This window comes from Pseudomonas sp. W15Feb34 (assembly GCF_023127765.1).
GTDB lineage: Bacteria > Pseudomonadota > Gammaproteobacteria > Pseudomonadales > Pseudomonadaceae > Aquipseudomonas > Aquipseudomonas synxantha_A.
Map to the genome: position 1 here is coordinate 233,044 of NZ_SPKN01000053.1, position 23,283 is coordinate 256,326.

Here is a 23,283-nt window from a genome sequence, read left to right on the forward strand (position 1 = left end):
GCTCCTACGTCGGGCCAATATCCATTTACATCGGCGTGCTGCTCACTACCCGCAACGCCAGCCCTTCATAGGCATCCAGCGTAATCGTGAACGTGCCCTCCTCTGTCAGGTCCCCTTCTACACGCTCATTGATGATATCCACCACCGGCCCCGGTGCGATGTTAGGCAGGTGCAGGGATTCGGTGATCGGCGTGGCACCAAAGTTCAGCGCAGTAATCTGCGTCCCCTTGCCCGCCGGCAGTTCGTGAACCATGACCAGCAACCCCGGATGCTCGACATCCGGTATCAGGATCTGACGGCTCGCGGCGATGTCGTAGGCGCGGCGTACGCTGAGGATTTTCTGCAATTGCGAAGCGAATGAGTCCGGGTCCTGCAACTGGTGGTTCAGGCTGCCGTACAGGCTTTTGGAACGCGGCATCTGCCCGGCCGACAGCTCGGCCTCGGGATTCAGGTCGACCAGATCGTAAGCGCCGCGATGTATCCAGCGGGTATCACCATCGGCCATCAGGTGCGCCACGTCTTCGGCCGCCAACGGCAGCGCGCCCACCAGGTCCCAGCCGGATAACGCGAACACCCCAGGCTGCATGGCGTTATACATCACCAGCAGCAAATGGATCTGGCGAATCTGCTGGATATCCGCAGCGGTAATCGCCTCAAGGTCACGAATGCCCAGGGCAGCAGTGATGATGCTGACCGTGGTGCAGGACACGCCATTGGTGACGAACTTGAGGTTGTACGGCGCATGTTCACCGGTCAGTCGTTCGTACATCTGCTCGCGGATATGCTCGCGCAGGATGTTGCCGGGAAAGGTCTGGCCCTGGAACAGGAAGGTGTCATGGGCGTGCAGCGTCCAGAAGTGCACCAACTCCAGAGTCAGTTCGTCGTGGTTCTGCAGCGCGTGGATCAACGAACCCGGGTCGATGCCCAATGTGTGCATCTGGCGCAGCATCAGGCGCAGGAATTCAGTGTCGCCCATCAGCAACGCGTGCTGGTAGGCTGGCCGGGTGATGAAGTCGTATGACAGGTCGGCGCCGCCGTGGGACATGGAGGCAATGTCATCCACAGTCAGGTTGAGTTCCTGGAAGCTGAAACCACCGGCCTTGCGAATTGCGCCGCCGAGCAACTGGTTGCCGGTGATCGACAGCGGATGGCTTTCCGACCAGGCCGTACCGTCCAGCTTGCGCTCCACGCCGAGAAAACCGTTGGCGTCCAGGCGCAGGATCTTCGCGCCCATCACATCAATGGCGTGCAACGCATCACCGATGATCATCTGCTGCGCGGCGAACGAGGGGTCCAGCCAATTGAGCGACGGCTGGCCTTCCTTGAAGTAATGCAGGTACACCCATCGCCGTGGTTTGCCATCCACGCCGACCACCTCTGGCGTGGCGCTCCAGTCGGTTTCCTTTACCCCGGGTTCGAAGAAGATCACCCGCTGCAACTGGCCAACGATGTAGTGCTTGTCGCGCAGTGCGTCCACCTGCACCGGGCTGAGGTTCTGCGCATCACGGCCCTCGACCACGTCCGGCAGCAACGGCCAATCTTCCTCACGGATTTCCACCATGTGGTACAGCCCGGGGTAGTCCTCGTAGGCCATCTCCGCGAGGCGAAAGTCTGCGCCCTTGCCGGTGTGGGATGGGATTACATCGTCGATGATCACCGCATTGTGCGCGGCGGCCATGCGCGTCAACGCCTGCAACTGCGCCTCGGTGCCCAGTTGCGGGTCGATGTCGAAGCTGATGCGGTCGAAATTGCCGTCGATGGTCGGGGTATGTTCGGTGCCAGCCAAGCCACCGGACTTTTTCAATGGGCCGTTGTGAATGCCTTGAATGCCAATTTTCGACAAGGCATGCCAGAGGGTTTCATCCCCCAGCGCTTCGAGCACCGTGCCGCCTTCGCGGGTGACAATCGACGCCGGGTAGGCGGTGAACCACACTGACGACAAGGCTGACGCATCACGCGGCCGGGTATGCGCGTAGGGCTGCTGCCACAAGCGCCCTTGCCCGGAGTAGAGCTTGGCTCGCTGCCGCGCCGCGTGCAGCATCGATTGTTGCACCAGCCAGTTCACATGATCGTTGTTCGCCGCGGTCATAAGCTCGGTACCTGTGGTCGTTAAAGGTTACTCGTAAGCATATGAGGGGCCTGCGCGCCATTCGTTGCATTGAAATAGAGCCAGGGCCGGCAGCAATCTAAAATGTGGATAGCGGTGTGTCAGTCAGCATATGTTTATCTGACCCACAGCTATCGGGAGCAAGTCGAATCGTCGCACCGCCCCTCCCACACTGGATTTTCGTCTGTCTTGTCTCTTGGCGTTGTCTGCCGATACTGCCTGGGGGTGAACCCGGTCGATGCCTTGAACTGGCGGGTAAACGCGCTGTGGTCGGTGTACCCGCATTGCAGCGCCACCTCGGTAATCGGCAGCTCGCTATGCAACAACCGCCGGGCATGTTCCAGGCGTACCTTCTGGATCATCTGCCGGGGTGTCAGGTGGAAAACACGCTTGCAGTAACGCTCCAGCTGCGCCACGGAAATCCCGGCGATACGGGTCAACTCACCCAAGGTGACGCGGCGGTTGAAGTGGGTGCGGATGTGTTCATCCACCGCCGCCAGGCGTTGATAAGCCGGATGGGTTTCGCTGGCCGATTGCAGGTCTACCGAAATCCCGGCCAAGCCAATGATTGCACCGAGCCGGTTGTACAGCGGCCATTTGTGCGTGAGGCACCAGCCGGGTTCGCGGGTGCCGTAGAGGTGTAATTCAAGCTGGTCTTCCAACACCTGCCCCCGTTCGAGCACACGCCGATCCTGCTCGGTATAGCCCGGCCCCAGTTGCGCAGGGAACACCTCGGCGCTGGTCTTGCCCAGCAGCGGTTGCAACTGCCTCAGGCCGCAGCGCTGCACCAGGGTGCGGTTGGCGAGCACGTAGCGGGCGTCGATGTCCTTGATAAAAATCGCGGCGTTGGGCAGCACGTCGAACATCGGTAATAACTGCTCTACCCCGTTCAATAGCTGCTCGATGCTGTCGGGGCGGCTGCCGTGGAGAAGGCTCGCAAACGCGCTGTGCAACATGACTTTCACCGCCCTTTTATTGATCGACGGCCAGCAGATTGCGCCATGTGCCGGGCGCTGTCGAGTGCGGGAAATTGTGCTGAATTCGTCATTCATCCCCACGTAAAACATCAATCGCCGCCGGGCTGGCGGGTTCACGATAGCGCCACTGCATGCCTATCCAATAACTCACAAGAAGGCGCCGCTATGTCAGGCCAAGGCAAGTTCAAGAAACAGTTGTCACTGATGGACCTCACCTTTATCGGGCTGGGAGCCATCTTCGGTTCGGGTTGGTTATTCGCCGCCAGTCATGTGTCGGCCATCGCCGGCCCGGCGGGGATTTTTTCCTGGTTGCTGGGTGGGTTCGCCGTGCTGTTGCTGGGCATTGTCTATTGCGAACTCGGCGCCGCCCTGCCCCGCGCCGGTGGCGTAGTGCGTTACCCGGTGTACTCCCATGGCCCGTTGCTGGGCTACCTGATGGGCTTTATTACGCTGATCGCGTTTTCCAGCCTGGTGGCGATTGAAGTGGTTGCCTCGCGCCAATACGCCGCAGCGTGGTTTCCGGAGTTGACCAAGGCTGGTTCCAGCGACCCGACCACCCTGGGCTGGCTGGTGCAGTTCGCGCTGCTATGCCTGTTCTTTATCCTCAACTACCGCAGCGTCAAGACGTTCGCCATCGCCAATAACCTGGTGAGCGTGTTCAAGTTCATCGTGCCGTTGCTGGTGATCGGCGTGCTGTTCACCTTCTTCAAACCGGCGAACTTCCAGATGCATGGTTTTGCACCGTTCGGCCTCTCGGGCATTGAGATGGCGGTGTCGGCAGGCGGGGTGATCTTCGCTTACCTGGGGCTGACGCCGATCATTTCGGTGGCCAGCGAAGTCAAAAACCCGCAGCGCACCATTCCCATCGCGTTGATCCTCTCCGTACTGTTGTCGACTGCCATCTATGTGCTGCTGCAAACCGCGTTCCTCGGCGGTGTGCCCACCGAAATGCTCGCCAATGGCTGGGCCGGCATCAGCAAGGAGCTGGCCCTGCCGTATCGCGATATCGCTCTGGCGCTGGGTGTAGGTTGGCTGGCTTATCTGGTGGTGGCCGATGCGGTGATCTCCCCCAGCGGATGCGGGAATATCTACATGAATGCCACCCCGCGCGTGGTGTATGGCTGGGCGCAGACCGGCACCTTTTTCAAGATCTTCACGCGCATCGATGAAAAGTCCGGCATCCCGCGCCCGGCGCTGTGGCTGACCTTTGGCCTGTCGGTGTTCTGGACCCTGCCGTTCCCTTCCTGGGAAGCGCTGATCAACGTGGTATCCGCCGCGTTGATCCTGAGCTACGCCGTGGCCCCGGTGACCGTCGCCGCTCTGCGCCGCAATGCACCGGACATGGCGCGGCCGTTCCGGGTCAAGGGCATGGCGGTATTGGGCCCGCTGTCATTCATCATCGCCGCGCTGATCGTGTACTGGTCAGGCTGGAACACGGTGTCATGGCTGTTGGGCCTGCAAATCCTGATGTTTGTGGTGTACCTGCTGTGTGCACGCTGGGTACCGACCGCGCACCTCAATCTCAAGCAGCAAGTACGCTCCTCGGCCTGGTTGATCGGCTTCTACGCCGTGACCATTTTGCTCTCCAAGCTCGGCAGCTTTGGCGGTATCGGCGTGATCAGCCACCCGTTTGACACGCTGGTCGTAGCGGCCTGCGCCCTGGGCATCTACTACTGGGGCGCCGCCACCGGTGTGCCGGCCCACCTGGTACGCCTGGAGACCGAAGACGATGAAAGCGAAGCGGTCACTGACAGCCACTACGACACTCCCCTCCCGGCGGCCACTCACTGATGGAACCTTCCATGAAGCGACTGCATGTAATCGATTCCCACACCGGTGGCGAACCCACGCGCCTGATCATGAACGGCTTCCCGGCTTTGGCGGGCACCACCGTCGCCGAGCAGCTTGAAGATCTGCGCACTCATCACGATCAATGGCGTCGCGCCTGCCTGCTGGAGCCACGGGGCAACGATGTGCTGGTCGGTGCACTGTACTGCGCGCCGGTCACGCCGGGCGCCACCTGTGGAGTGATTTTCTTCAACAATGCCGGCTACCTCGGCATGTGCGGCCACGGCACTATCGGCCTGGTCGCCTCCCTGCATTACCTCGGCCTTATCGCGCCAGGTGTCCACACCATCGACACCCCGGTAGGCCCGGTGGCAGCCACGCTGCACGAAGACGGTGGCGTAACCCTGCGCAACGTGCCCGCCTACCGCTACCGCCAGCAGGTACCGGTGCAGGTGCCTGGGTATGGCGTGGTGCTGGGCGACATTGCCTGGGGCGGCAATTGGTTTTTTCTGGTGTCGGACCACGGCCAGGCCCTGCAGATGAGCAACGTTGACGTCTTGACCGACTACACCTGGGCGATGCTCAAGGCCCTTGAGGCCCAAGGTATTCACGGCGCAGACGGCGCGTTGATCGACCATGTCGAACTGTTCGCCGACGACGCCCACGCCGACAGCCGCAACTTCGTGATGTGCCCCGGCAAAGCCTATGACCGCTCCCCCTGCGGCACCGGCACCAGCGCCAAGCTCGCGTGCCTGGCCGCCGATGGAAAACTCGCTGCGGGGCAGACCTGGGTACAAGCCAGCATCACCGGCAGTCAGTTCCAGGGCCGCTATGAATGGGACGGCGAACGCGTGCGTCCCTTCATCACCGGCCGCGCGTACATGACTGCCGACAGCACCTTGCTGATCGACGAGCAGGACCCGTTTGCCTGGGGCATCTGAGCCTTTTATTTATTAACCTGAATGGAGTTAGCACCATGAGCGACAACATCTTCACCGGCTGCATGCCCGCCCTGATGACCCCCTGCACCGCCGAGCGCCAACCGGACTTTGACGCACTGGTCGCCAAAGGCCGCGAGCTGATTGATATCGGCATGAGTGCGGTGGTGTATTGCGGATCCATGGGCGATTGGCCGCTGCTCACCGAGGCTCAGCGTCAGGAAGGCGTGGCGCGTCTGGTCGCGGCCGGCGTGCCGACCATCGTCGGCACCGGCGCGGTGAACAGCCGTGAGGCGGTGGCCCACGCGGCCCATGCCGCCAAGGTCGGCGCCCATGGCTTGATGGTGATTCCCCGCGTGCTGTCCCGTGGGGCTTCGGTCACCGCGCAAAAGGCCCACTTCGCGGCGATCCTCAACGCTGCGCCCAACCTGCCGGCGGTGATCTACAACAGTCCCTACTACGGCTTCGCCACCCGCGCCGATCTGTTCTTCGAACTGCGCCGCGAGCACCCGAACCTGATCGGCTTCAAGGAGTTCGGCGGCGCTGCCGACCTGCGCTACGCCGCAGAAAACATCACCTCCCAGGACGATGACGTGACCCTGATGGTCGGTGTCGACACCCAGGTGGTGCACGGTTTCGTCAACTGCAACGCCACCGGCGCGATCACCGGCATCGGCAACGCGCTGCCACGGGAAGTCCTGCAACTGGTGGCCCTGAGCAAAAAAGCCGCCAAGGGCGATGCCAAGGCCCGTCGCCAGGCGCGCGAGCTGGAAGCCGCGCTGGCGGTGCTGTCGTCGTTCGACGAAGGCTGCGACCTGGTGCTGTATTACAAGCACCTGATGGTGCTCAACGGTGACCAGGAGTACGCCCTGCACTTCAACGAAACCGATGTGCTCAGCGCTGCCCAGCGCCGCTATGCCGAGCAGCAGTACGCGCTGTTCCGCCAGTGGTATGCCAACTGGTCGGCGGAACAGAACGTCGCTTGATTTTCTGTAGGAGCGAGCTTGCTCGCTCCTACAACACCCCTCTGTTTTTCAGGATGCCCAATGACTCTGACAGGCAAGATGCTGATTGGTCAGCAATCCCTTTGCGGCCATCGCGATGCGATCCGCGCTATCAACCCCGCCACCGACACGCCACTGGAACCCGCCTATGCCGGCGGCGATGGCGAGCAGGTCGAGCAGGCCTGCGCACTGGCATGGGCCGCGTTCGATACTTACCGCGAAACCACCTTGGCAGACCGCGCCGGGTTTCTTGAAACCATTGCCGATAACATCGAAGCCCTGGGCGATGAATTGATCGAACGCGCCAGCGCCGAAACCGGCCTGCCCCGCGCACGCATTCAAGGTGAACGCGGTCGTACCTGCGGGCAACTGCGCGCCTTTGCCCGCACTGTACGCCTGGGTGAATGGCTCGACGTACGAGTCGATACCGCGCAACCCCAGCGCCAACCGCTGCCCCGCGCCGACCTGCGCCAGCGACATATCGCCCTGGGCCCGGTCGCAGTGTTTGGGGCAAGCAACTTTCCCCTGGCCTTCTCCGTGGCGGGCGGCGATACCGCATCGGCACTGGCAGCCGGTTGCCCGGTGGTGGTCAAGGCCCACAGCGCCCACCCCGGCACCAGCGAACTGGTGGGCCGCGCCGTTGCCCAGGCGGTCAAACAGTGTGGTTTGCCCGAAGGGGTATTTTCACTGCTCTATGGCGCGGGTAACGAGGTGGGTATCGCACTGGTGACCGACCCGCGCATCAAGGCCGTAGGCTTTACCGGTTCGCGCAGTGGTGGTGTCGCGCTGTGCCAGGCTGCCCAGGCACGCCCGGAGCCGATCCCGGTGTATGCGGAAATGAGTTCGATCAACCCTGTGTACCTGTTTCCTGCCGCGCTTGAAGCACGGGCCGAGGCATTGGCCGAAGGTTTCGTCGCGTCACTGACCCAAGGTGCCGGCCAGTTCTGCACCAACCCTGGCTTGGTAATCGCCGTGAAAGGCAGCGCCCTGGACCGATTTATCAAGGTCGCCAGTGATCTGCTTGCACGTTGCCCGGCGCAGACCATGCTCACACCGGGCATTTTCAGCGCCTACGAAACCGGCGTGAGTGCATTGGCCCGGCACGCCCAAGTCGCCGCCAAGGGCCTGGCGGGAGCTGGGCCGAACCAAGGCCAGGCCCATCTGTTCGTAACTCAGGCCCGGGCATTCCTGAACAACGAACATCTGCAAGCCGAGGTCTTTGGCGCCGCCTCGCTGGTGGTGGAATGCCGCGATGTCGAGCAAGTGCGCCAGGTATCCGAACACCTGGAAGGTCAACTCACCGCGACCTTGCACTTGGATGAGCCGGATTTGCCCCAGGCCCGCGCACTGCTGCCGGTACTGGAACGCAAGGCCGGGCGCCTGTTGGTCAACGGCTGGCCGACCGGCGTGGAAGTCTGCGATGCGATGGTGCATGGCGGGCCGTTCCCGGCGACCTCGGATGCGCGCAGCACCTCGGTGGGCACGGCGGCGATCCAAAGGTTCCTGCGGCCGGTGTGCTATCAGGATTTCCCGGATGCGCTGCTGCCCGCTGCGCTCGGGCACGACAACCCGCTAGGGCTGCGGCGCCTGCTTGACGGCCAGAGAGAGGCGTAGCCATGGCCCAGCCCAATCAAGCAGACATTGTGGTGGTGGGCGCCGGCATCATCGGCGTCGCCTGTGCCTTGCAGCTGGCGCGCCAGGGCCGCCAAGTGCTGGTGGTCGACACGCAGGCGCCGGGCATGGGCGCCTCCTACGGCAATGCCGGTCACCTGGCGACAGAGCAGGTATTTCCCATTGCTGACCTGTCGATCCTCAAGCGCTTGCCGGCCATGCTGCTGGACCCCATGGGCCCACTGCGCCTGGACTGGACCTACCTGCCCCGCGCCCTGCCCTGGTTTATTCGCCTATTGTTGAATCTGCGACCGGCAAGCTACCAGCGCACCGTGGCCGGCCTGCGTGCATTGAACGAAGGCAGCCTGGGTGCGTGGCAGCGCTTGCTGCACTCCATTGGGCAAGCGCATTTGTTGCGTGAAGACGGTTCACTGCTGGTGTTTGAGCGCGCCGAATCCCGCGCTGCCATCGATGCGTTGCAGCAGCGCATGACTCAGCAAGGCGTAGCGGTGAACTTCTGGAGCGGCGATGCGGTGCGCAAGGCCGCGCCACAACTGAGCGACGCGATACAAGGCGGATTGTTCTTCCCCACTACCGGGCACTTTCTCGACCCGTACACCGTGGTGGGCGAACTGGTAAACGCGGCCAAGGCCGAGGGTGTGCAATTTCTGAAGCAGCGCGTGTTGGATGGACGCCTGGAGGGCAACGGCGTTTCATTGATGACCGACCAAGGTGTACTGACAGCGCGCCAAGTACTCATCGCCTGCGGTGCGCACTCGGCCAAACTCACCACCGCACTGACCGGCAAACAGGTGCCGCTGGACACCGAGCGCGGTTATCACCTGATGCTGCCCCACGAGCATCAGCGCCTGCCCTTTGCCGTCACCTCGCTGGAGCGCAAGTTCATCATGACCCCCCTGTCCGACGGTTTGCGCCTGGCCGGCACAGTCGAATTCGCCGGCCTCGACCGCCCGGCCAATATGCAACGGGCCTGGCAGCTGCATCGCTTGAGCAAAGGACTGTTTCGTCACGACCTCAGCGACCGTGGCGCCACGCCGTGGATGGGGTTTCGGCCGTCCCTGCCCGACTCGCTGCCGATCATCGACCGGGTGTGCGACGGCAAAGTACTGCTTGCGTTCGGGCACCAGCATTTGGGGCTGACACAGGCGGCGGTGACCGCCGAAAGGGTTGGGCAACTCGCGACGGGAGAGCGGGTGGCTGAGTTACGGCCCTATCGATTGGAGCGGTTCTAAGCCTTGTCGCTGCATGAGCGAGGCACTGTATAAGGCATCAGCGGTGTCTTGGATTTCATCGTGCATCCATAGCTTGTCCAGCCAACCGATAGGGATAGCGTGCACACCATAATATGCACCTGCCAATTGACCTACGATTGCGGCGGTGGTGTCAGCGTCATCCCCCAGATTTGCGGCAGCAAGCACAGCCTCAGCGAAACTGGCAGTGTGATCGAAGCACCAGAATGCGGCCTCCAGGGAAGCCACCGCGTAACCTGAGCCGACGATTTCGGTGTGCGTTTTATCGCGGTATTCGCCGCGTGCGATAGCCGTGACCTTTGGAGCTGACAAAGAGGTGTTTGAGAAGCTCAGCACTTCACCTTTCGAAACACCGCTCAGTGCGTTACCGATGGCTTCTGCCAGCAGTTGGCAACACTCGATGGCTTCCTGGGCAGCATGGGTTGTGCGTGAGCTTTGCGCAGTGAAACGGCGGATGTTCTCCAAGTCTGGGAAATAGAACAACACCACAGGCGCAAGGCGCATCATTGATCCATTACCGGCGGAATAGGGATTCGTTGAGCCCGAAAAACCGTCGCCAGTTTGCTGAAACATCGCCAACGCATCGCGAATCGTCATCCCGATATCGAAAGACTCACCGGTAGAGCTCAGATACCCGCACTTCCACCAATTCAGATAACGTCCCATCTGGTCGTTCGCATCGAAGCCGCCCTTGTGCAACAAGCTTTCGGCCAGACACAGCGCCATGGACGTGTCGTCCGTCCATTGGCCAGGCTTGAGATTGAACGGCCCGCCTCCAAGCATATCTGTGACGGGAGAAAAGCTGCCGCGGGGCATGAATTCAACCGTGGTTCCTACTGCGTCGCCGCACGCCAGCCCAAGCAAGCTGCCGCGATAACGATCCATAAGCGTTATGACCATTTACATTCCTTCAGAAGGCGCTTCAACTCCTGCCACGTTACCTGACCAACCGCTTCTCCTTGGAGGGGCGATATCCGAAATACGCGCTGTAGCACTTGCTGAAATGGCTCGGCGAGACAAACCCGCAAGCCACCAGCACATCCACCTGTGACAGCTCCGTATGCTGCAACAGGCGCCGCGCTTCGGTCACACGCAGTTCCATGTAGTAGCGTTGTGGCGTAGTTCCCAGTTGCTCCTTGAACAGGCGCTCCAGTTGGCGGCGGGAGCGACCGGCATAGACGGCGAGTTGGTCGAGTTCCAGGGGTTCTTCGAGGTTGGCGTCCATCAACTTCACCACTTCACGCAGCGGTGCGCTGACACAGACGTTTTCGGTGGGTTTGATACGGCGATAGCGCGACTCTTCGAACGCCAGGATATCTTCGATACCTTCGACCAATGCTTTGCCATGCAGGCTCTTGATCCAGTCCAGCGCCATGTGGAAAGCACCGGAGGGGCTGGACGCAGTGAGGCGATCACGGTCGATCACATAGGGCTCGCTGGTGACCTGGGCGCCTTTGGATACTTCCGCCAGCGCCGGACGGTGCTCGGGGTGAATGGCGCAACGATAGCCCTGCAACAGGCCGGCGCGACCGAGAAACCACGAGCCGTTCCACAGACCCGCCAGGCTGACACCCGCCTCGGCCGCGCTGCGCAACAGCTGGATAAAGGGTTCGCTGGCCTTGAGTTCGGTGCGAAAGCCCCCGCAGATGACCAGCAGGTCCAAGTCCGGCAAGACCGCAGGTTCCAGGCTCGCATCGGGGCGGATGACCAGGCCCAGGTCACTGATGACGTCGCCTTCGCCCCAACCGAAGGTGCGCGAAGCAAATAGCTCGGGGCGCAACAGATTGGCGGTCACCAGCGTGTCCAGGGTCTGGGTGAAAGCGGGCAGAGAGAAGTGTTCAAGTAGCAGGAAACCGACGCGGGTCACCAACGCTGCTTGCCGGGAGGGATCGTTGAGGTAGCGCAGGTTCTTGCCTTGCATGCCACCGCTGAACTGGCGTCTTTCCATCGAGGGTGGACCCACTCTTATTGTTGATGCAGTGGGCGCTATCTTAGGGGCAAATGCGGTGGCTGTCTCAGGGGGCGGCACTGATCTTTATAAAAACTGTTGGCTTGAAAAGCCCCGGCGCAGGCGCTAACGGGCAATCTGATACGGTTTTTTCTTTTCTATCTGCGCCTGTATTGAAAACCGCTCCAGGCGGACAATAGCCCCATCCCGACATTCCTGTCGTCCCCCCTTCCCTTCGGAGGCCTTATGACCAAGATGGCAATTTTCCTGTTCGGCTTTTTGGTGCTGACCATTGGTATCGGGATGCTGGCGACTATTTCGCCGGTGTAGACGCATTTCAATTCAGGAGCGCGTTTCACAAAGCTTTCACAGACGTGCGCCTATTGTGCCTACAGCTCCTGAAAACATCCCCTTTAGCCCGCCCCCCATCGCGGGCTTTTCTTTGTCTGTAATTTCCCTTGTGTACCGGTATGACTACCCTGTCGTACACGCTTAAGCTTTTTACCCCACACAGAGTGCACGCTTTTGATAGACGACCTCGACGGCCCCAGGACAGCGCAACAGGAACTGTTCTACGACCTTGAAGACGCCAGCGCGGTTATCGGCTGGTCGGTGGTGCAACTGACGGCATTGGCAGCTGGCGGCGCATCCAATAACGTAGCGACGTTAACGAAAGTCTGCGCGCTACTCACAGCTCAGCAGCAAAGGCTTGAAGCCTACGCAAGTGAAGTCAAGGCCCAGAGAATCAATAGATCCGAGGCCAGTGGCTGACGCCGAGCCTCGGAGCATCGAACTAAAACCGGCGCGAATGGCTGGCCCGGATTTATGCTCAATCAGCGGTTTTGAGCGGAAGGCTGCTGATTACCACCTTGTTGTTTTTTTACACGCTTGCGTGACCTGAGCTCGTATTGATGGTGAATAAACCAGGCAATCAACAGCACGCCCGTCACGGCGAAAACCAGGGTCAACAGCTCTATTGCGGTGCCTTCGTGTGAAAACATTTTTTCGTCCCTCATCCTGAAGTCGTTTGACCGAAAAAAGCCAAACCGAAATTATTTGTAATAATTCAAACATTTTCAGGGTAGTTGGCAAACACACACGTGACAACCCCAACCGAGCTGGAACCGTTGATCTAGACCTGTCACTCGTCGAAAACCGGCCATTTTCCCGAACGTCACTGGCTTTAGGTCTCGGTTACTGACTAGTCCCGGAAGCGTCCTGCTCGACCACCATATCCAGTACGTAGACCTTCGAAGGCGCGTCTGCGGGCGGATTCTTCCATTCGTATTGCTTGACCCGCAGTACAGTGCGCACGCCGTCATGATGCTCGAAGCCTTCGATAGACTGATACAGCGGATGCCACGCATCCTGGGTCGCAAGTTGCAGGCCGGCGTCGTCATAGCGTCGCTCGCGCACTTGAAGGCACTGATAGTCAGGAATCATCGGGTGACTGCACTTGACGGTCTTGGCGGCCACCTCCAGGAATTTGACCTCACCCTTGCTCCCGTAACGCGTCTGCGGCGTAGCCTCGCCCTGCAGCTTGAGCACCGAGCCGTTGGCGGTAGTCAGTTGCAGCATCGGCGCCGTGTTGTCGCCGGTGATGACGGCGCGCAGGTCGCCCTTGAACAGTCGAGCGACCTCTGCGTCAAGGTCCATCAGGCTCTTGTCGCAAGCCATAAGCGTTGAAGCCAGTGACTGCACTTTCAACACCCCATCCTGATACTGATAGCCGCCGAACTGGCCGTTGCAGCCACCGCTGATATTCAGATTCTTGTCACCGAAGGAAACGCGCAGCTTGCGCTCGATGCCTTTGCTCAGAGCGATGAGGGGTTTACCCGCGGCATCATTGGCCGAAACCAGGTTCCAGTAATAGGCGGGTAAAGCCGGCTGGGCTACAGCAGCCGAGGTAGTCGTGAGCATGGAGGGCGAATCCTCATGGCTTTGGGAGGTGGAGGCACAGCCCTGGATCAGTGCAGCGCAAACGGCTGCAAGAAGAATGTTCTGTTTCATGGTTGTCTCGGTCAGCTTTGATAAGTACGGACATAGTCCTGCGCTTGCCACCATACGCACTGAATAAGGGCGCTGGAAGCGCTGCCAAATCACAGGCAATAAAAATCCGTGGCCTCATTGCGCCGACTCACAGGCCTTCAACGGCTCCTTGGGGTGCAATGCACAGATGTCAAAACCGTCACGCCGGGTATAGCCCGCACGCTTCATACATACAAATCGCTGGGCCATCTCTTGGAAGCTGGCCTTGGGATCAACGCCGGAGCCATTCTTTTCACCACACGCCAACATGGACGCAACAACATCCTGGTGACTGGCGCCGGGTTTCTCCCACAACTCGGCATCGGCTGATTACTGCTGCCTGCAACCGACACAAGGGCGAGCACATAGGGCTATTTTTTGGACGCCCCCGTATTTCTCCAGGAAAATTAGGTCCTTGCGTTCTCATAATTTGGCGGTGGCTTCCGTAGGCCAACCGTGTGGCGGGCCTATTCGATGTCTACCGGGCATCTAGATCGATAGGGGCGAAAGCGACAGGCAGTTGCACCTTCACAGCGTCCCGTTGTGCCAGGGGGAGCAACATGGCCATGCTCTGATCGAAAGCGTCCAGTATGCGCGGCATAGCGGTCAACGGTTGGTCCAAGGGCTCAAAAAAATTATCCCAATGGATCGGGATCACGATTTTAGCGCCCGTCTGGACAACCGTCTCTTGCCAATATTGAGCGACAAACTCCGGGGTTTGTTTACCTAAAGTTCCGATGCCGAGAAACACCACATCTGCCCTGACATCCTTGAACTTGCCTGGACTGTAATTACCACTGGCGATCACCAGAAGACGGCGGCTGCCATGAGTGATCAGGTATGAGAAGTTTTCGCCAACTTTGAAATCCCCCTCCGGGACAGGGGTGTGCAGCGGATGATCTATGAAGCCTGGGGAGGTGGGATGTGGTGAATGCGGGGTCTCGAAGGCTTTGATTTGAAATTGACCAAACAAAAAAGAATCTCCGTCTTTGATCACCTTGATACGCTCAGGAGGTAATCCGGCACCCAGAACGGCGTTGGCAGTCGATTTTGTACCCAATACGGTAGCGCCTGTTTTGAGAGCCACCAAGCCACTGTCCAGGACATGGTCGTAATGCGAGTGCGCGACGAATATCGCTGCAAGCTTGGAAATGCCAGCGCTGCGCAAACTCGCATCGATGCGCTGCTCATTAGGCTGTATAGGCGTCAGTAGCACCGAAAAAATACTGGGCCGTGAGAAAAAACCGTCCTCCATGATTGCTGTCTCCCCATCATCGAAGCTCAATGTGCCAGCCCCCAGAAAACGCACCGTCAAGTCCGGAGATCCTTGACCGCCTTGCGGTCTTAGCGAAGCAAAGGGTTGAACCGAGGGTGATGAAAATTTCCATGCCCCCCAGAGCGCCCCTGCCACCACTGCAATAACAAATGCACAGCCCAACATTTTTTTGCTACGACTCACGCTTCATCTCCCGATATTGAAATGGACAGGCATCGCTCGCCTGCATAGGCGGATCTAAATTTTTGTATCTAAGCCGCTAGGAAATAGTACGCCCGGCCTCAGCATCGTGGATGCAGCCAAAATATACATCACCAGTTCACACCAAAACCGGCTGTATATCTAGCACTGTCCAAGTTGCTATTATCGGACTTACCCGCGACTACCGCGTGTTCGTACTTCAAATTTAAGGAAGCCCATTCTGTGACGCTGTAGCGCAAACCTAGCTCAGAGTCATAAGCATAGTATGCTATATCACTGAGCGGCCTTCCCAGCTCACCCGATGTGAAAAATTCAAACTTTCTTCCGACTAGATATCGTTTGAAGTCCCAGCGGGCAGATGTGAAGTAAAACGTATTACTGCCACCGCCTGAGTACCCGAATCGCATACGATTTAGCAGTGCAACAACGGTAAGATTGCCTAATTGATCGTCCCAGAATTGGTAGCCGGGACCGGTGCCAATTTTTCGCCTAGTTTGTAGGTTTTCGATCTGGTCTTTTTTGTAACTCAAGCCGCCTTCCCAAAGCCATCTATCGGTGAGGAAACGAATCACAGAGTACTCGGCACTCCAGTTTGCCGTACTTGCAACCTCATCGTCGTCTTCGCGGACGTGAGCAATCGCGCTATGGCGCCAAGGGCCACTGACAAAACTTGTTTGTGCTGCCAGGTTAACATTATCCTTCTCTGTCTTAACCTTTTCAGCATGAAGCGCAAGGTCAATATTCCCCTTCCAGATTGCAGCCTTGAGGTTGGGTTGGGGTTTCATAATCTGATCGATATTATTAAGGTCGACGAAATTCAAACCAACGCCTACAGCAGGCTGCACATTACCTCGCGGACCGGCCCGAATCGATTCAACCGATCCTTGCAACTGGCCCACTTGCCTTACCATGAGCGGCTGCTTGCTTTCCAAAGTCTGAATCTGATCCTTACTGATCGTTATATCGCCTCCGTAACTCGTACTTAGAACAAGATTTGCGCCCTCCATCAAAATAATGTCTCCGCTGATATGGTCACCATTTTTCAGCATTACATTGTCCGCAGATGCGCATGGTGAAAGAACGCTCACGCAGACATAGCACGACAACATCACCGCCGCTAATCGCATGACGAACCTACCGCGCTTGGGATACCTACCATATATTACAATTACCGTGCTTTACGTTACGAAGAACCGCCCTCCGTTCGCTCTGCAGCATGAAGTCAGCATCGCAATTTCAATGCCGTCGTTAGCCGCGAGATCTTAGTGTCTAAATAAAGCTATTTAGCCAGGGGGATATTTATTAAAAGCGCTCACTCTTTGCATCTCAAAGGCAAGCTTATCGGCAACGCGAACAATGCCTGTGCGTTCTTTGATTGCTGCCAAATTGGTGCCGGCGATGCACGATGAATAGTCATCATCTTATAAGGTATTCCATGTGGAAGCTGTACAGCGATTGGTGAAAACCCGATCTACACGGGCGCCATTAAAGCGCCAAACTCACGCCGCGATAAAATGAACTTTTTCACGTGTACTTTCCCACCTCCTGCATGAACGCCAAATTTAACCGACAGTTGGCATTCGCACTAACGCTAAAGGAAACAAGCTATTTTATCCAAGGCTTGTTTCGCTTCAGGTATCGGGAAGATTGGCCATACGTGAATCATTCCTCGCCCTATATGCAACTGAACCTCACCTCCGAGTGCCAACGTTTTCTCAGAGAAATTGATTGCATCGTGGTGAGCAATGTCGCGCGTGCCAGCGAAAATAAGGATCGGAGGTAGATTTTCTGGATCTCCGTTAATCGGGCTTACGTAGTCGTGGTCCGTGCCGAGACCTCCCGCATACATCATGCCGGCCGCTCTTAAACCTCTCGCGCAGAGCATTGGATCTGACTTCTCCGTTCTTGATATCAACTCGTTACTCAAAGTGACATCCATCCATGGGCAGATCAATACTAGTTTTGTAGGTTGAATACATCCGATGTCCGTCAACGCGTAGCAGAGGGCAACTGCAAGGCCGCCGCCAGCTGAATCGCCCATTACATTCATTGCGTGACATCGAGCGTTAAAGCAAGCAAGCTTATATATAGACAACATGCGAAAAATAACGATTTTACATTTAGTCTCTGGTGCAAGAGGATAAAGCGGCACTATGATAATATAGCCATATCTTTCGACTAACGTTTGAAGGAAGCGCCAGTGCAAAAATGTGATAGGCCAAACGTAAGCACCACCATGAAGATAGAAAATATGTTTTGAGTTTGCTTGGTCATTTTTAGGGGCTAGCCTGTAGACTTCGATACCATCAACTATCTGGAGTTCGATAGAGATTTTTTTGTGCATTTTAATAGTTGGTCTTGCAGGACCCTGCTCTCGTGATTTTCGAAAACTCTTGAGCACTTTGTCCAAGGAGCCATAAACTGATTTTCGCCTGATCAACAAAAGATAGGCTATCAGTGCGCGACTTCTAAAACTAGGCTTTTGAGGATTAGTTAGCGAGCCCACAGTATCACCCAGTATAAATATAAAAGTTAAATAAGTAATCGTTCAGACCTGCGCTGATCAACGAGTCAGCATTGGCGAACGGTACATCGCGGAACACTGCCGCCCACTCTCCAATGCCTGCTATTACCGCTTTTCATCGCACTATAGTGAGTTGGCCATCAAGTGATTGGCCACCGCTCGATAGGCGGGCAAGGTAGTCGGATCGAAGTTCAAACTGCGAGCCAGGGGATGCGAGGCATAACGCACAATGACCATTTTCGCCTTGGGGTCGATATACATGCTTTGTCCGTGAAGCCCACGCGCCGAGTAGACGCCATGAGTGTCGTGGGACACCCACCACATGTCGCGATAACTCCAGTTTGGCAGTAGCTCATAGCCCGCCTTCGCGAAGTCTTGCTGGCTGGCGCCCCCGCGAATATCCGCGATCACGCTCTTGGGCACGATCTGCTGGCCGTTAAACTTGCCGCCCAGGCGCATCATCTCGCTGAAACGGGCCAAGTCGCGCAACGAGGTGTTGAAACCGCCACCGGTAAACGCGGTACCCACTTCATCGACGATCAAGTAGGCGTCCTGCTCGGCGCCCAGCTTGCTCCAGATGCGCTCTTGTAGATTGACCGCGATGGGTTTCCCCGTTGCGCGCTGGATCACCCAAGACAAAACGTCAGTATTGACCGTCTTGTAAGCAAAGGCCTGACCGTGCTCGCCCTCTTTGCGCAGTTTCATCAGGTATTCGGTCACCGTGGTAGCGCCGGCGTACCCCTCCGGCCGCGGCGTCATATGGGCGGCTCGCAAGTACTCCCAGATTTCCGCTTTGGGGTCGGCGTAGTCTTCCGAGTAGCGAACACCGACTGTCATATCCATTACCTGGCGTACCGTGGCATCGCCAAATGCACTGTCCTTCAACTCCAGAACGTAGTGGCTGACCTTCGCCTGTGGGTCGATACTACCTTCCTCGACCAGCATCGCCCCCAAGGTGCCGATAAAAGATTTGGTGACCGACATCGCAATGTGCTGGCCCTGATCAGTCAACGCGCCGAAGTAGCGTTCATAGACCACCTGCCCACGGTGCAGTACCAGGATCCCATCGGTGTAGTTGGCCTTCAATGACTGTTCCCAGGTCATAGTGCGGTCGCTGCCCAGTGGAGTGAAGACCAGGGCGTCGATGTCTTCGCGTTCGGCGCGAGGTAACGGGCTGGCTGCTCCCTTTCCACGCGCGACCTGCACGCTTGGCAACAGCTCGCGCAGATGCGAGAACGACCAGCGCGTCTGCGGGAACTGCAGGATGCTGCTGAACCCCACGACCTTTTCCGGCGCCGGCGGTGAACCTTGCATCCAGCCTATGACCTGTGGATCGCTGGCGTCGGCACTGAGGAACTGCGGCTGGACGTCAGCCTGAGCCTGGGAACATGACAGGGTCGCGCTGCCCAGCAAGGTTTGCAGAGCGTCTTTTTTCACTTGCATGTTTGTCTCCTTCGCACGCTTGATTACTCGGATTGCGTCGCAATCGGGTGGCCGGCAGGCCTTTTCCATTCACGGCAACCAATTAGGCCTAAGGCCGCAAGATCACCACGGAGCTCTGTACTCAATTGCAGATCGTGAATGCCTTTGAAGATCTTCGAGAAGGTCTCACTCTTTTTTAAAGTTGAGCCGGCCGTCATCGTTTCAGGACATCGAAACGCAAACGGACAGGCTGCCAACCAAGCGCAAACTCTGGCGAAGTTTCTGGGAGTGAGGTACAACCGTCCAATGCAAATATGAAGAGTGATTGATGCATTGAGCGACTTAATTGACTTGAAGCGAATTCGTCACCTGGTCTTGCTTGGAGAGGAACTACACTTCTCCCGGGCCGCAGAGCGAGCCCATCTTTCGCAGACGGCGTTCAGCCGTAGCATCCAGTCGCTGGAAAAAGACCTGAGGGTACGCCTGTTTGATCGGGACACCCGTTCAGTGACGCTGACATTCGCCGGTCACCAGCTCATTGCTCGGGCACGCGAGATGCTGGCGTGCGCCGACAAGCTGGTCGCGGAGGCCAGCGACATCGCCGGGGGGCAGGGAGGTGAACTCAACTTCGGCGTCGGCATGATGACCGCCAACACCACCCTTCCCAACGTGCTGCTGGCCTTGCGCAAGAGTTCGCCCAAGCTGGTGGTGACCCCTGAGGTCAATTACTGGCATCACCTGGCCAACCAACTGGCACGGGAAGACATCGAGTTTGTCGTAGCGAGCGTGCGGGTCGAACAGGGGGTGGACCCACGCTTTGACGTTCGGAGTTTGCCGCCACAACCGGCCTCTATCTTCTGTCGCCATGAGCACCCACTGGCTCGACAGGTCGAGCCAGTGACGTATCAGCAGCTACTCGCCTACCCGTGGGCTGCCGTGACCACGGACGACGTGCACGCCCGGGCGCTGTTCGGAATGCCCTCGACGACACTGCTGCCGTGGACATTGGTGTGCAATGAGCTGAACTGCCTGCGTCAGGCCACGCTGACTAGCGACGCCCTACTGCTCACTTGGCAATCTTGGCTAGCGCCTGATCTGGGGAGTGGGGTGCTGATTGATCTAATCCAAAAAATCCAGCCCGCGATCCCCACACATCTGCGCTATATCCCGGAAACCATCGTGTTTCATGCCGGCCGCACGTTGTCACCCATCGCCAGAAAAACCATCGCACTGATCGTCGACGAGGCAGAAAGACGCCGACCTGTCGTAACTCAGCCAGCGGTCATCTCAGACTAACTTCAGACTACGGTCGAGTTCCATCTGAGCAAACGAAGCGCTGGCCTGCATGAGAACCGAACTTTCTCTCTTTCCCCTCCGTTGTATGCAGGGCTGGGGGGAGTTGGAGGCTGCTTTCGACATGGATCAATCTGCTGGAGCAAAAGGCCAACCACACCATCCCCTGGCATTGTTCTGCCCCCTCATTGCGATCAACAATGAGTAGGGTTGCGGAACACTTCTCAAATCACAGGCAATAAAAAACCCCGTAGACGTTAATCTACGGGGTTTCTAAGAGTGGAGGCCGAGGTCGGAATCGAACCGGCGTAGGCGGATTTGCAATCCGCTGCATAACCATTTTGCTACTCGGCCTCAAACGATCAATGTCCTTGTCGCTGACATTCACCGCATACAAACTTGAGTGGGCTATGTGAAGCTTGCCTATACTCTAACTCATTGAATACATTGAAGTTTTTAATGCTTCATTGCGTTCGATGGGCGCCATTATGTACTCATTTGCCTATGCCTGCAACCCCTTGATTTCAAAAAATATTCTGCTCTGGCATCAAGGGGTTGCGGGCCTGCCCTACTCCTTCACGGTGTGGAGTTGGTACTGCGGATCGGCCTTGATCTGAGCGTCGGTGAACGGCAACGGGCGCAGTTTTTTCTCGGAGAAGGCCTGGGTCTGGTCCTTTGAGTAAGGGGACGCCGGGTTGCTGGATTCGGAGAACGCCAGCACGCCGACTGCGTTGGGGCCGTTGTTATCAAAGGTGACGATTTGCAGGTAACTGGTGCCGCTGACGACCTCGCGTTTGCCATCTTCGCGGGGCACGGTTTGCATGGCGTTGTAGACACCCAGTTCTTGCGGGCCGCCGTGGATGGGGGTTTGGCCGCTGACCTGGATCTCACCCCAACGGCTCAGGCCGAGTTGGTTGACGTCTGCGCTGGACGCCAGCATGGCTTCACGCAGCGCGGCGGCCACCGGCGCGCGATCGATGGCGAGGCCGCGGGGCGTGGTCAGGGGGTGGGCCGGGTCGAAGGCGACACGCCAGGCATCGGGAGTTTGCTGCAGGTGCTGCATCAGGTTGATGAAGTGCACCAGGCCGATGCCGCTGTCGAGGTTGGCGCGCCGATCCCAGGTTTTCAAGCTGGTGCACAGTGGCTGGAGCGCGGCGGCGTCGGTGCCAAGTTGCTTGGCGCAAAAATCGAGCAGGTCCGGCATGACTTGGCCCGCCAGGTACACCTCGTTGTCCATGACCATGTTTTGCAGGTCGCTGACGCTGATCGGCTGTTTGTCCAGGGATTGCAGGCGTTGCAGGGCGAAACGTGCGCGTGGACTCAGGCCAATATTGTCCTGGCTGATCACCGGCGAGAACCCGCTCAGCGGCGCCTCGGGGTTAGCCATCCAGGCAGAGTCGTTGGAGTGCTGTACATAGTCGGTGCGTTGCAACTGCGGCAACTGCGCCGCCGGGAAGATCCCTGCTTGCGCAGCCTTGGGGTCGATGTCCCAGGCGCAGGCGCTGCGGCTGCCGTCGAGCATGATCATTTGCAGGCCGGCCCGTGGGTCGCTGCATTGCGCCAGTTTGGCGGCGCTGACGTTGGGTACTACCGACAGGTTCATGTACAGGCTCTGCCCCTGATCATCGGCAGCCAGGGTGTTGACCCATGGGATGCCCTGAAGGGAGTGCACCGCAGTTTGCAGCTCAGTGATGCTGCCCGCACGGTTCATGGCATGCCACTGTTGCAGTACGCGGTCGTTGCCCAGGTTCGCGTCGCGCAGGCTGAAGGCGTATTTGTTGTCCCAGTCCAGCTTGCCGGGCCATTGCACCACGGGGCCGAACTGCGAACTGTAGACGGTGTGGGCAACGTCCTTGAGGCTGCCATCGGCCTGTTTGACCTGCACGGTCAGCGTGGTTTTATCCAGGGCAACGGACTTGCCGTCAAGCATATAGCGCGTGGAATCCTTGGGGTCCAGGGTCAGTCGGTACAGGGTGAAATGCTTGGAGGTGTCCACTGTATGCGTCCACGCCACGTGCTGGTTGAAGCCGATATTCACCACGGGTAAACCTGGCAGTGCGGCACCCATTACATCCAGTTGGCCAGGGATGGTCAGGTGCATTTCGTAGAAACGCATGCCACCCACCCATGGGAAATGCGGGTTGGCCAGCAACATCCCACGGCCATTGAAAGAACGATCACGCCCCACCGCGACGGCATTACTGCCCCGGTCGAGGCTGAAGCGTTGCTGATGCGCGGCGGCCTGTGCAAATGCCTGCGCGCCGGGTTGCACACCGGCGATGGCTTGGGGCGGCGTGGCGCCCACCAAGGCTTCGGCGAACTGGCCAACGCCACCTTCTACCAGCAACCGGCGCGTCAGTTTGACCAGATCCTCTTTAACCAGCGGTCGTACCCACGCCGCCTGGCATTGTGCGGGCGCGCCCTGCTCCTTCAAATAGCGGTTATAGCCGGCCACGTAGCCTTCGATACGCTGGCGGATCTGCGGGGTCTGCGCACGCCAGAATGCCTGCACCGCGCCGGGTGTATTGAGCCAGGTAAAGAACACATCGCTGGCAAGGTTGTTGCGTTCCTCCAGGGTTGCCTGCTCGGGGCCGAAATAGCGCGCGCGCTCGCCGTTCACCGTGACCACTTCATTGGCCAGCAGGCACAGGTTGTCCTGGGCATACGCGTAACCGATGCCAAAGCCCAGGCCGCGCTCGTCATTGGCGCGGATATGTGGCACGCCGTAAGTGGTACGGCGAATATCGGCCGACGCCTGAGCCACATGCTCGCGCGCCGAGGCCGCAAAGCTCAGCCCCAGCAACACCCCTGCCACGCAGCCCCTGAACAACCCGTTGGAAATAATCACGCAGACCCCGCAGTCAAATTGAATACCCTCGGTAGATACAACTACCC

At 58.4% G+C, this 23,283-nt stretch carries 18 protein-coding genes and 1 tRNA gene; 7 read left to right on the forward strand and 12 right to left on the reverse strand.

Annotation, left to right across the window (positions count from 1 at the left end; all coding sequences use genetic code 11):
* Window positions 1-25: 25 nt before the first annotated feature.
* Together treS and E4O97_RS27345 are read right to left on the reverse strand one after the other, a co-directional pair.
* Complete coding sequence (treS, locus tag E4O97_RS27340) at window positions 26-2,089, reverse strand: maltose alpha-D-glucosyltransferase (protein ID WP_216091432.1); 2,064 nt, start codon at window positions 2,087-2,089, stop codon at window positions 26-28.
* 149 nt (window positions 2,090-2,238) lie between these two features.
* Window positions 2,239-3,063 carry an AraC family transcriptional regulator gene (locus E4O97_RS27345; RefSeq protein ID WP_216091433.1) on the reverse strand — a complete coding sequence of 275 codons (825 nt, stop codon included), beginning with the start codon at window positions 3,061-3,063 and terminating at the stop codon, window positions 2,239-2,241.
* A gap of 186 nt (window positions 3,064-3,249) precedes the next feature.
* Between E4O97_RS27345 and E4O97_RS27350 the strand changes: the two genes are divergently transcribed.
* The 5 genes from E4O97_RS27350 to E4O97_RS27370 are packed head-to-tail and all read left to right on the forward strand — an operon-like array spanning window position 3,250 to window position 9,678.
* The gene (locus E4O97_RS27350; RefSeq protein ID WP_248162795.1) at window positions 3,250-4,875 is read left to right on the forward strand and encodes an APC family permease; all 1,626 of its coding nucleotides are present in this window, start codon (window positions 3,250-3,252) and stop codon (window positions 4,873-4,875) included.
* Between the two features lie 11 nt (window positions 4,876-4,886).
* Complete coding sequence (locus tag E4O97_RS27355) at window positions 4,887-5,813, forward strand: 4-hydroxyproline epimerase (protein WP_078821296.1); 927 nt, start codon at window positions 4,887-4,889, stop codon at window positions 5,811-5,813.
* A gap of 35 nt (window positions 5,814-5,848) precedes the next feature.
* Entirely contained in the window at window positions 5,849-6,796 is a 948-nt protein-coding gene (locus E4O97_RS27360; protein ID WP_032875598.1) for a dihydrodipicolinate synthase family protein, read from the forward strand.
* 60 nt (window positions 6,797-6,856) lie between these two features.
* Window positions 6,857-8,428, forward strand: a complete 1,572-nt coding sequence (locus E4O97_RS27365) for an aldehyde dehydrogenase (NADP(+)) (protein WP_248162797.1) — start codon at window positions 6,857-6,859, stop codon at window positions 8,426-8,428.
* A 2-nt stretch (window positions 8,429-8,430) separates the two neighbouring features.
* A complete protein-coding gene (locus E4O97_RS27370; RefSeq protein ID WP_248162799.1) occupies window positions 8,431-9,678 on the forward strand; it encodes an FAD-dependent oxidoreductase in 1,248 nt (415 codons plus the stop codon).
* Here E4O97_RS27370 and E4O97_RS27375 read toward each other — a convergent pair.
* Window positions 9,649-10,596 (reverse strand): ADP-ribosylglycohydrolase family protein, encoded by a 948-nt coding sequence (locus E4O97_RS27375; protein ID WP_248162801.1) that lies wholly within the window; start codon window positions 10,594-10,596, stop codon window positions 9,649-9,651. The genes E4O97_RS27370 and E4O97_RS27375 overlap by 30 nt on opposite strands.
* Window positions 10,597-10,633: 37 nt before the next feature.
* A complete protein-coding gene (locus tag E4O97_RS27380; RefSeq protein WP_248162830.1) occupies window positions 10,634-11,617 on the reverse strand; it encodes a GlxA family transcriptional regulator in 984 nt (327 codons plus the stop codon).
* A gap of 552 nt (window positions 11,618-12,169) precedes the next feature.
* Here E4O97_RS27380 and E4O97_RS27385 point away from each other — a divergent pair.
* Window positions 12,170-12,415, forward strand: a complete 246-nt coding sequence (locus E4O97_RS27385; protein WP_032875609.1) for a hypothetical protein — start codon at window positions 12,170-12,172, stop codon at window positions 12,413-12,415.
* Between the two features lie 62 nt (window positions 12,416-12,477).
* Here the strand turns inward: E4O97_RS27385 and E4O97_RS27390 are convergent, their stop codons facing one another.
* From E4O97_RS27390 to E4O97_RS27415, 6 genes are all read right to left on the reverse strand, one after another.
* The gene (locus E4O97_RS27390; protein ID WP_143508449.1) at window positions 12,478-12,660 is read right to left on the reverse strand and encodes a hypothetical protein; all 183 of its coding nucleotides are present in this window, start codon (window positions 12,658-12,660) and stop codon (window positions 12,478-12,480) included.
* A gap of 178 nt (window positions 12,661-12,838) precedes the next feature.
* Entirely contained in the window at window positions 12,839-13,564 is a 726-nt protein-coding gene (locus E4O97_RS27395; protein WP_248162803.1) for an META and DUF4377 domain-containing protein, read from the reverse strand.
* A 586-nt stretch (window positions 13,565-14,150) separates the two neighbouring features.
* The gene (locus E4O97_RS27400; protein WP_216091438.1) at window positions 14,151-15,131 is read right to left on the reverse strand and encodes an MBL fold metallo-hydrolase; all 981 of its coding nucleotides are present in this window, start codon (window positions 15,129-15,131) and stop codon (window positions 14,151-14,153) included.
* Window positions 15,132-15,259: 128 nt separating this feature from the next.
* A complete protein-coding gene (locus E4O97_RS27405) occupies window positions 15,260-16,198 on the reverse strand; it encodes a DUF481 domain-containing protein (protein ID WP_248130129.1) in 939 nt (312 codons plus the stop codon).
* Window positions 16,199-16,740: 542 nt separating this feature from the next.
* Window positions 16,741-17,493: an alpha/beta hydrolase gene (locus E4O97_RS27410; protein WP_248162805.1), complete on the reverse strand. Its 753-nt coding sequence runs from the start codon at window positions 17,491-17,493 to the stop codon at window positions 16,741-16,743.
* A gap of 303 nt (window positions 17,494-17,796) precedes the next feature.
* Window positions 17,797-19,116 (reverse strand): serine hydrolase, encoded by a 1,320-nt coding sequence (locus tag E4O97_RS27415; protein ID WP_216091440.1) that lies wholly within the window; start codon window positions 19,114-19,116, stop codon window positions 17,797-17,799.
* A 312-nt stretch (window positions 19,117-19,428) separates the two neighbouring features.
* Here E4O97_RS27415 and E4O97_RS27420 point away from each other — a divergent pair, with 312 nt between their 5' ends.
* Window positions 19,429-20,391 (forward strand): LysR family transcriptional regulator, encoded by a 963-nt coding sequence (locus E4O97_RS27420; RefSeq protein WP_005788061.1) that lies wholly within the window; start codon window positions 19,429-19,431, stop codon window positions 20,389-20,391.
* 277 nt (window positions 20,392-20,668) lie between these two features.
* Here E4O97_RS27420 and E4O97_RS27425 read toward each other — a convergent pair.
* Window positions 20,669-20,742 (reverse strand) — tRNA-Cys (locus tag E4O97_RS27425).
* A gap of 214 nt (window positions 20,743-20,956) precedes the next feature.
* Window positions 20,957-23,236 (reverse strand): acylase, encoded by a 2,280-nt coding sequence (locus tag E4O97_RS27430; protein WP_248162807.1) that lies wholly within the window; start codon window positions 23,234-23,236, stop codon window positions 20,957-20,959.
* Between the last annotated feature and the right edge of the window lie 47 nt (window positions 23,237-23,283).

What these genes read in the sequence shown, in the direction of transcription:
- E4O97_RS27405 (WP_248130129.1), bottom strand. Translation starts at nt 16,198, where the DNA reads ATGCTGAAAAATGGTGACCATATCAGCGGAGACATTATTTTGATGGAG.
- E4O97_RS27355 (WP_078821296.1), top strand. Translation starts at nt 4,887, where the DNA reads ATGAAGCGACTGCATGTAATCGATTCCCACACCGGTGGCGAACCCACG.
- E4O97_RS27370 (WP_248162799.1), top strand. Translation starts at nt 8,431, where the DNA reads ATGGCCCAGCCCAATCAAGCAGACATTGTGGTGGTGGGCGCCGGCATC.
- E4O97_RS27395 (WP_248162803.1), bottom strand. Translation starts at nt 13,564, where the DNA reads ATGCTCACGACTACCTCGGCTGCTGTAGCCCAGCCGGCTTTACCCGCC.
- E4O97_RS27350 (WP_248162795.1), top strand. Translation starts at nt 3,250, where the DNA reads ATGTCAGGCCAAGGCAAGTTCAAGAAACAGTTGTCACTGATGGACCTC.
- E4O97_RS27415 (WP_216091440.1), bottom strand. Translation starts at nt 19,116, where the DNA reads ATGCAAGTGAAAAAAGACGCTCTGCAAACCTTGCTGGGCAGCGCGACC.
- E4O97_RS27375 (WP_248162801.1), bottom strand. Translation starts at nt 10,596, where the DNA reads ATGGTCATAACGCTTATGGATCGTTATCGCGGCAGCTTGCTTGGGCTG.
- E4O97_RS27410 (WP_248162805.1), bottom strand. Translation starts at nt 17,493, where the DNA reads ATGCACAAAAAAATCTCTATCGAACTCCAGATAGTTGATGGTATCGAA.
- E4O97_RS27345 (WP_216091433.1), bottom strand. Translation starts at nt 3,063, where the DNA reads ATGTTGCACAGCGCGTTTGCGAGCCTTCTCCACGGCAGCCGCCCCGAC.
- E4O97_RS27360 (WP_032875598.1), top strand. Translation starts at nt 5,849, where the DNA reads ATGAGCGACAACATCTTCACCGGCTGCATGCCCGCCCTGATGACCCCC.
- treS (WP_216091432.1), bottom strand. Translation starts at nt 2,089, where the DNA reads ATGACCGCGGCGAACAACGATCATGTGAACTGGCTGGTGCAACAATCG.
- E4O97_RS27390 (WP_143508449.1), bottom strand. Translation starts at nt 12,660, where the DNA reads ATGAGGGACGAAAAAATGTTTTCACACGAAGGCACCGCAATAGAGCTG.
- E4O97_RS27380 (WP_248162830.1), bottom strand. Translation starts at nt 11,617, where the DNA reads ATGCAAGGCAAGAACCTGCGCTACCTCAACGATCCCTCCCGGCAAGCA.
- E4O97_RS27365 (WP_248162797.1), top strand. Translation starts at nt 6,857, where the DNA reads ATGACTCTGACAGGCAAGATGCTGATTGGTCAGCAATCCCTTTGCGGC.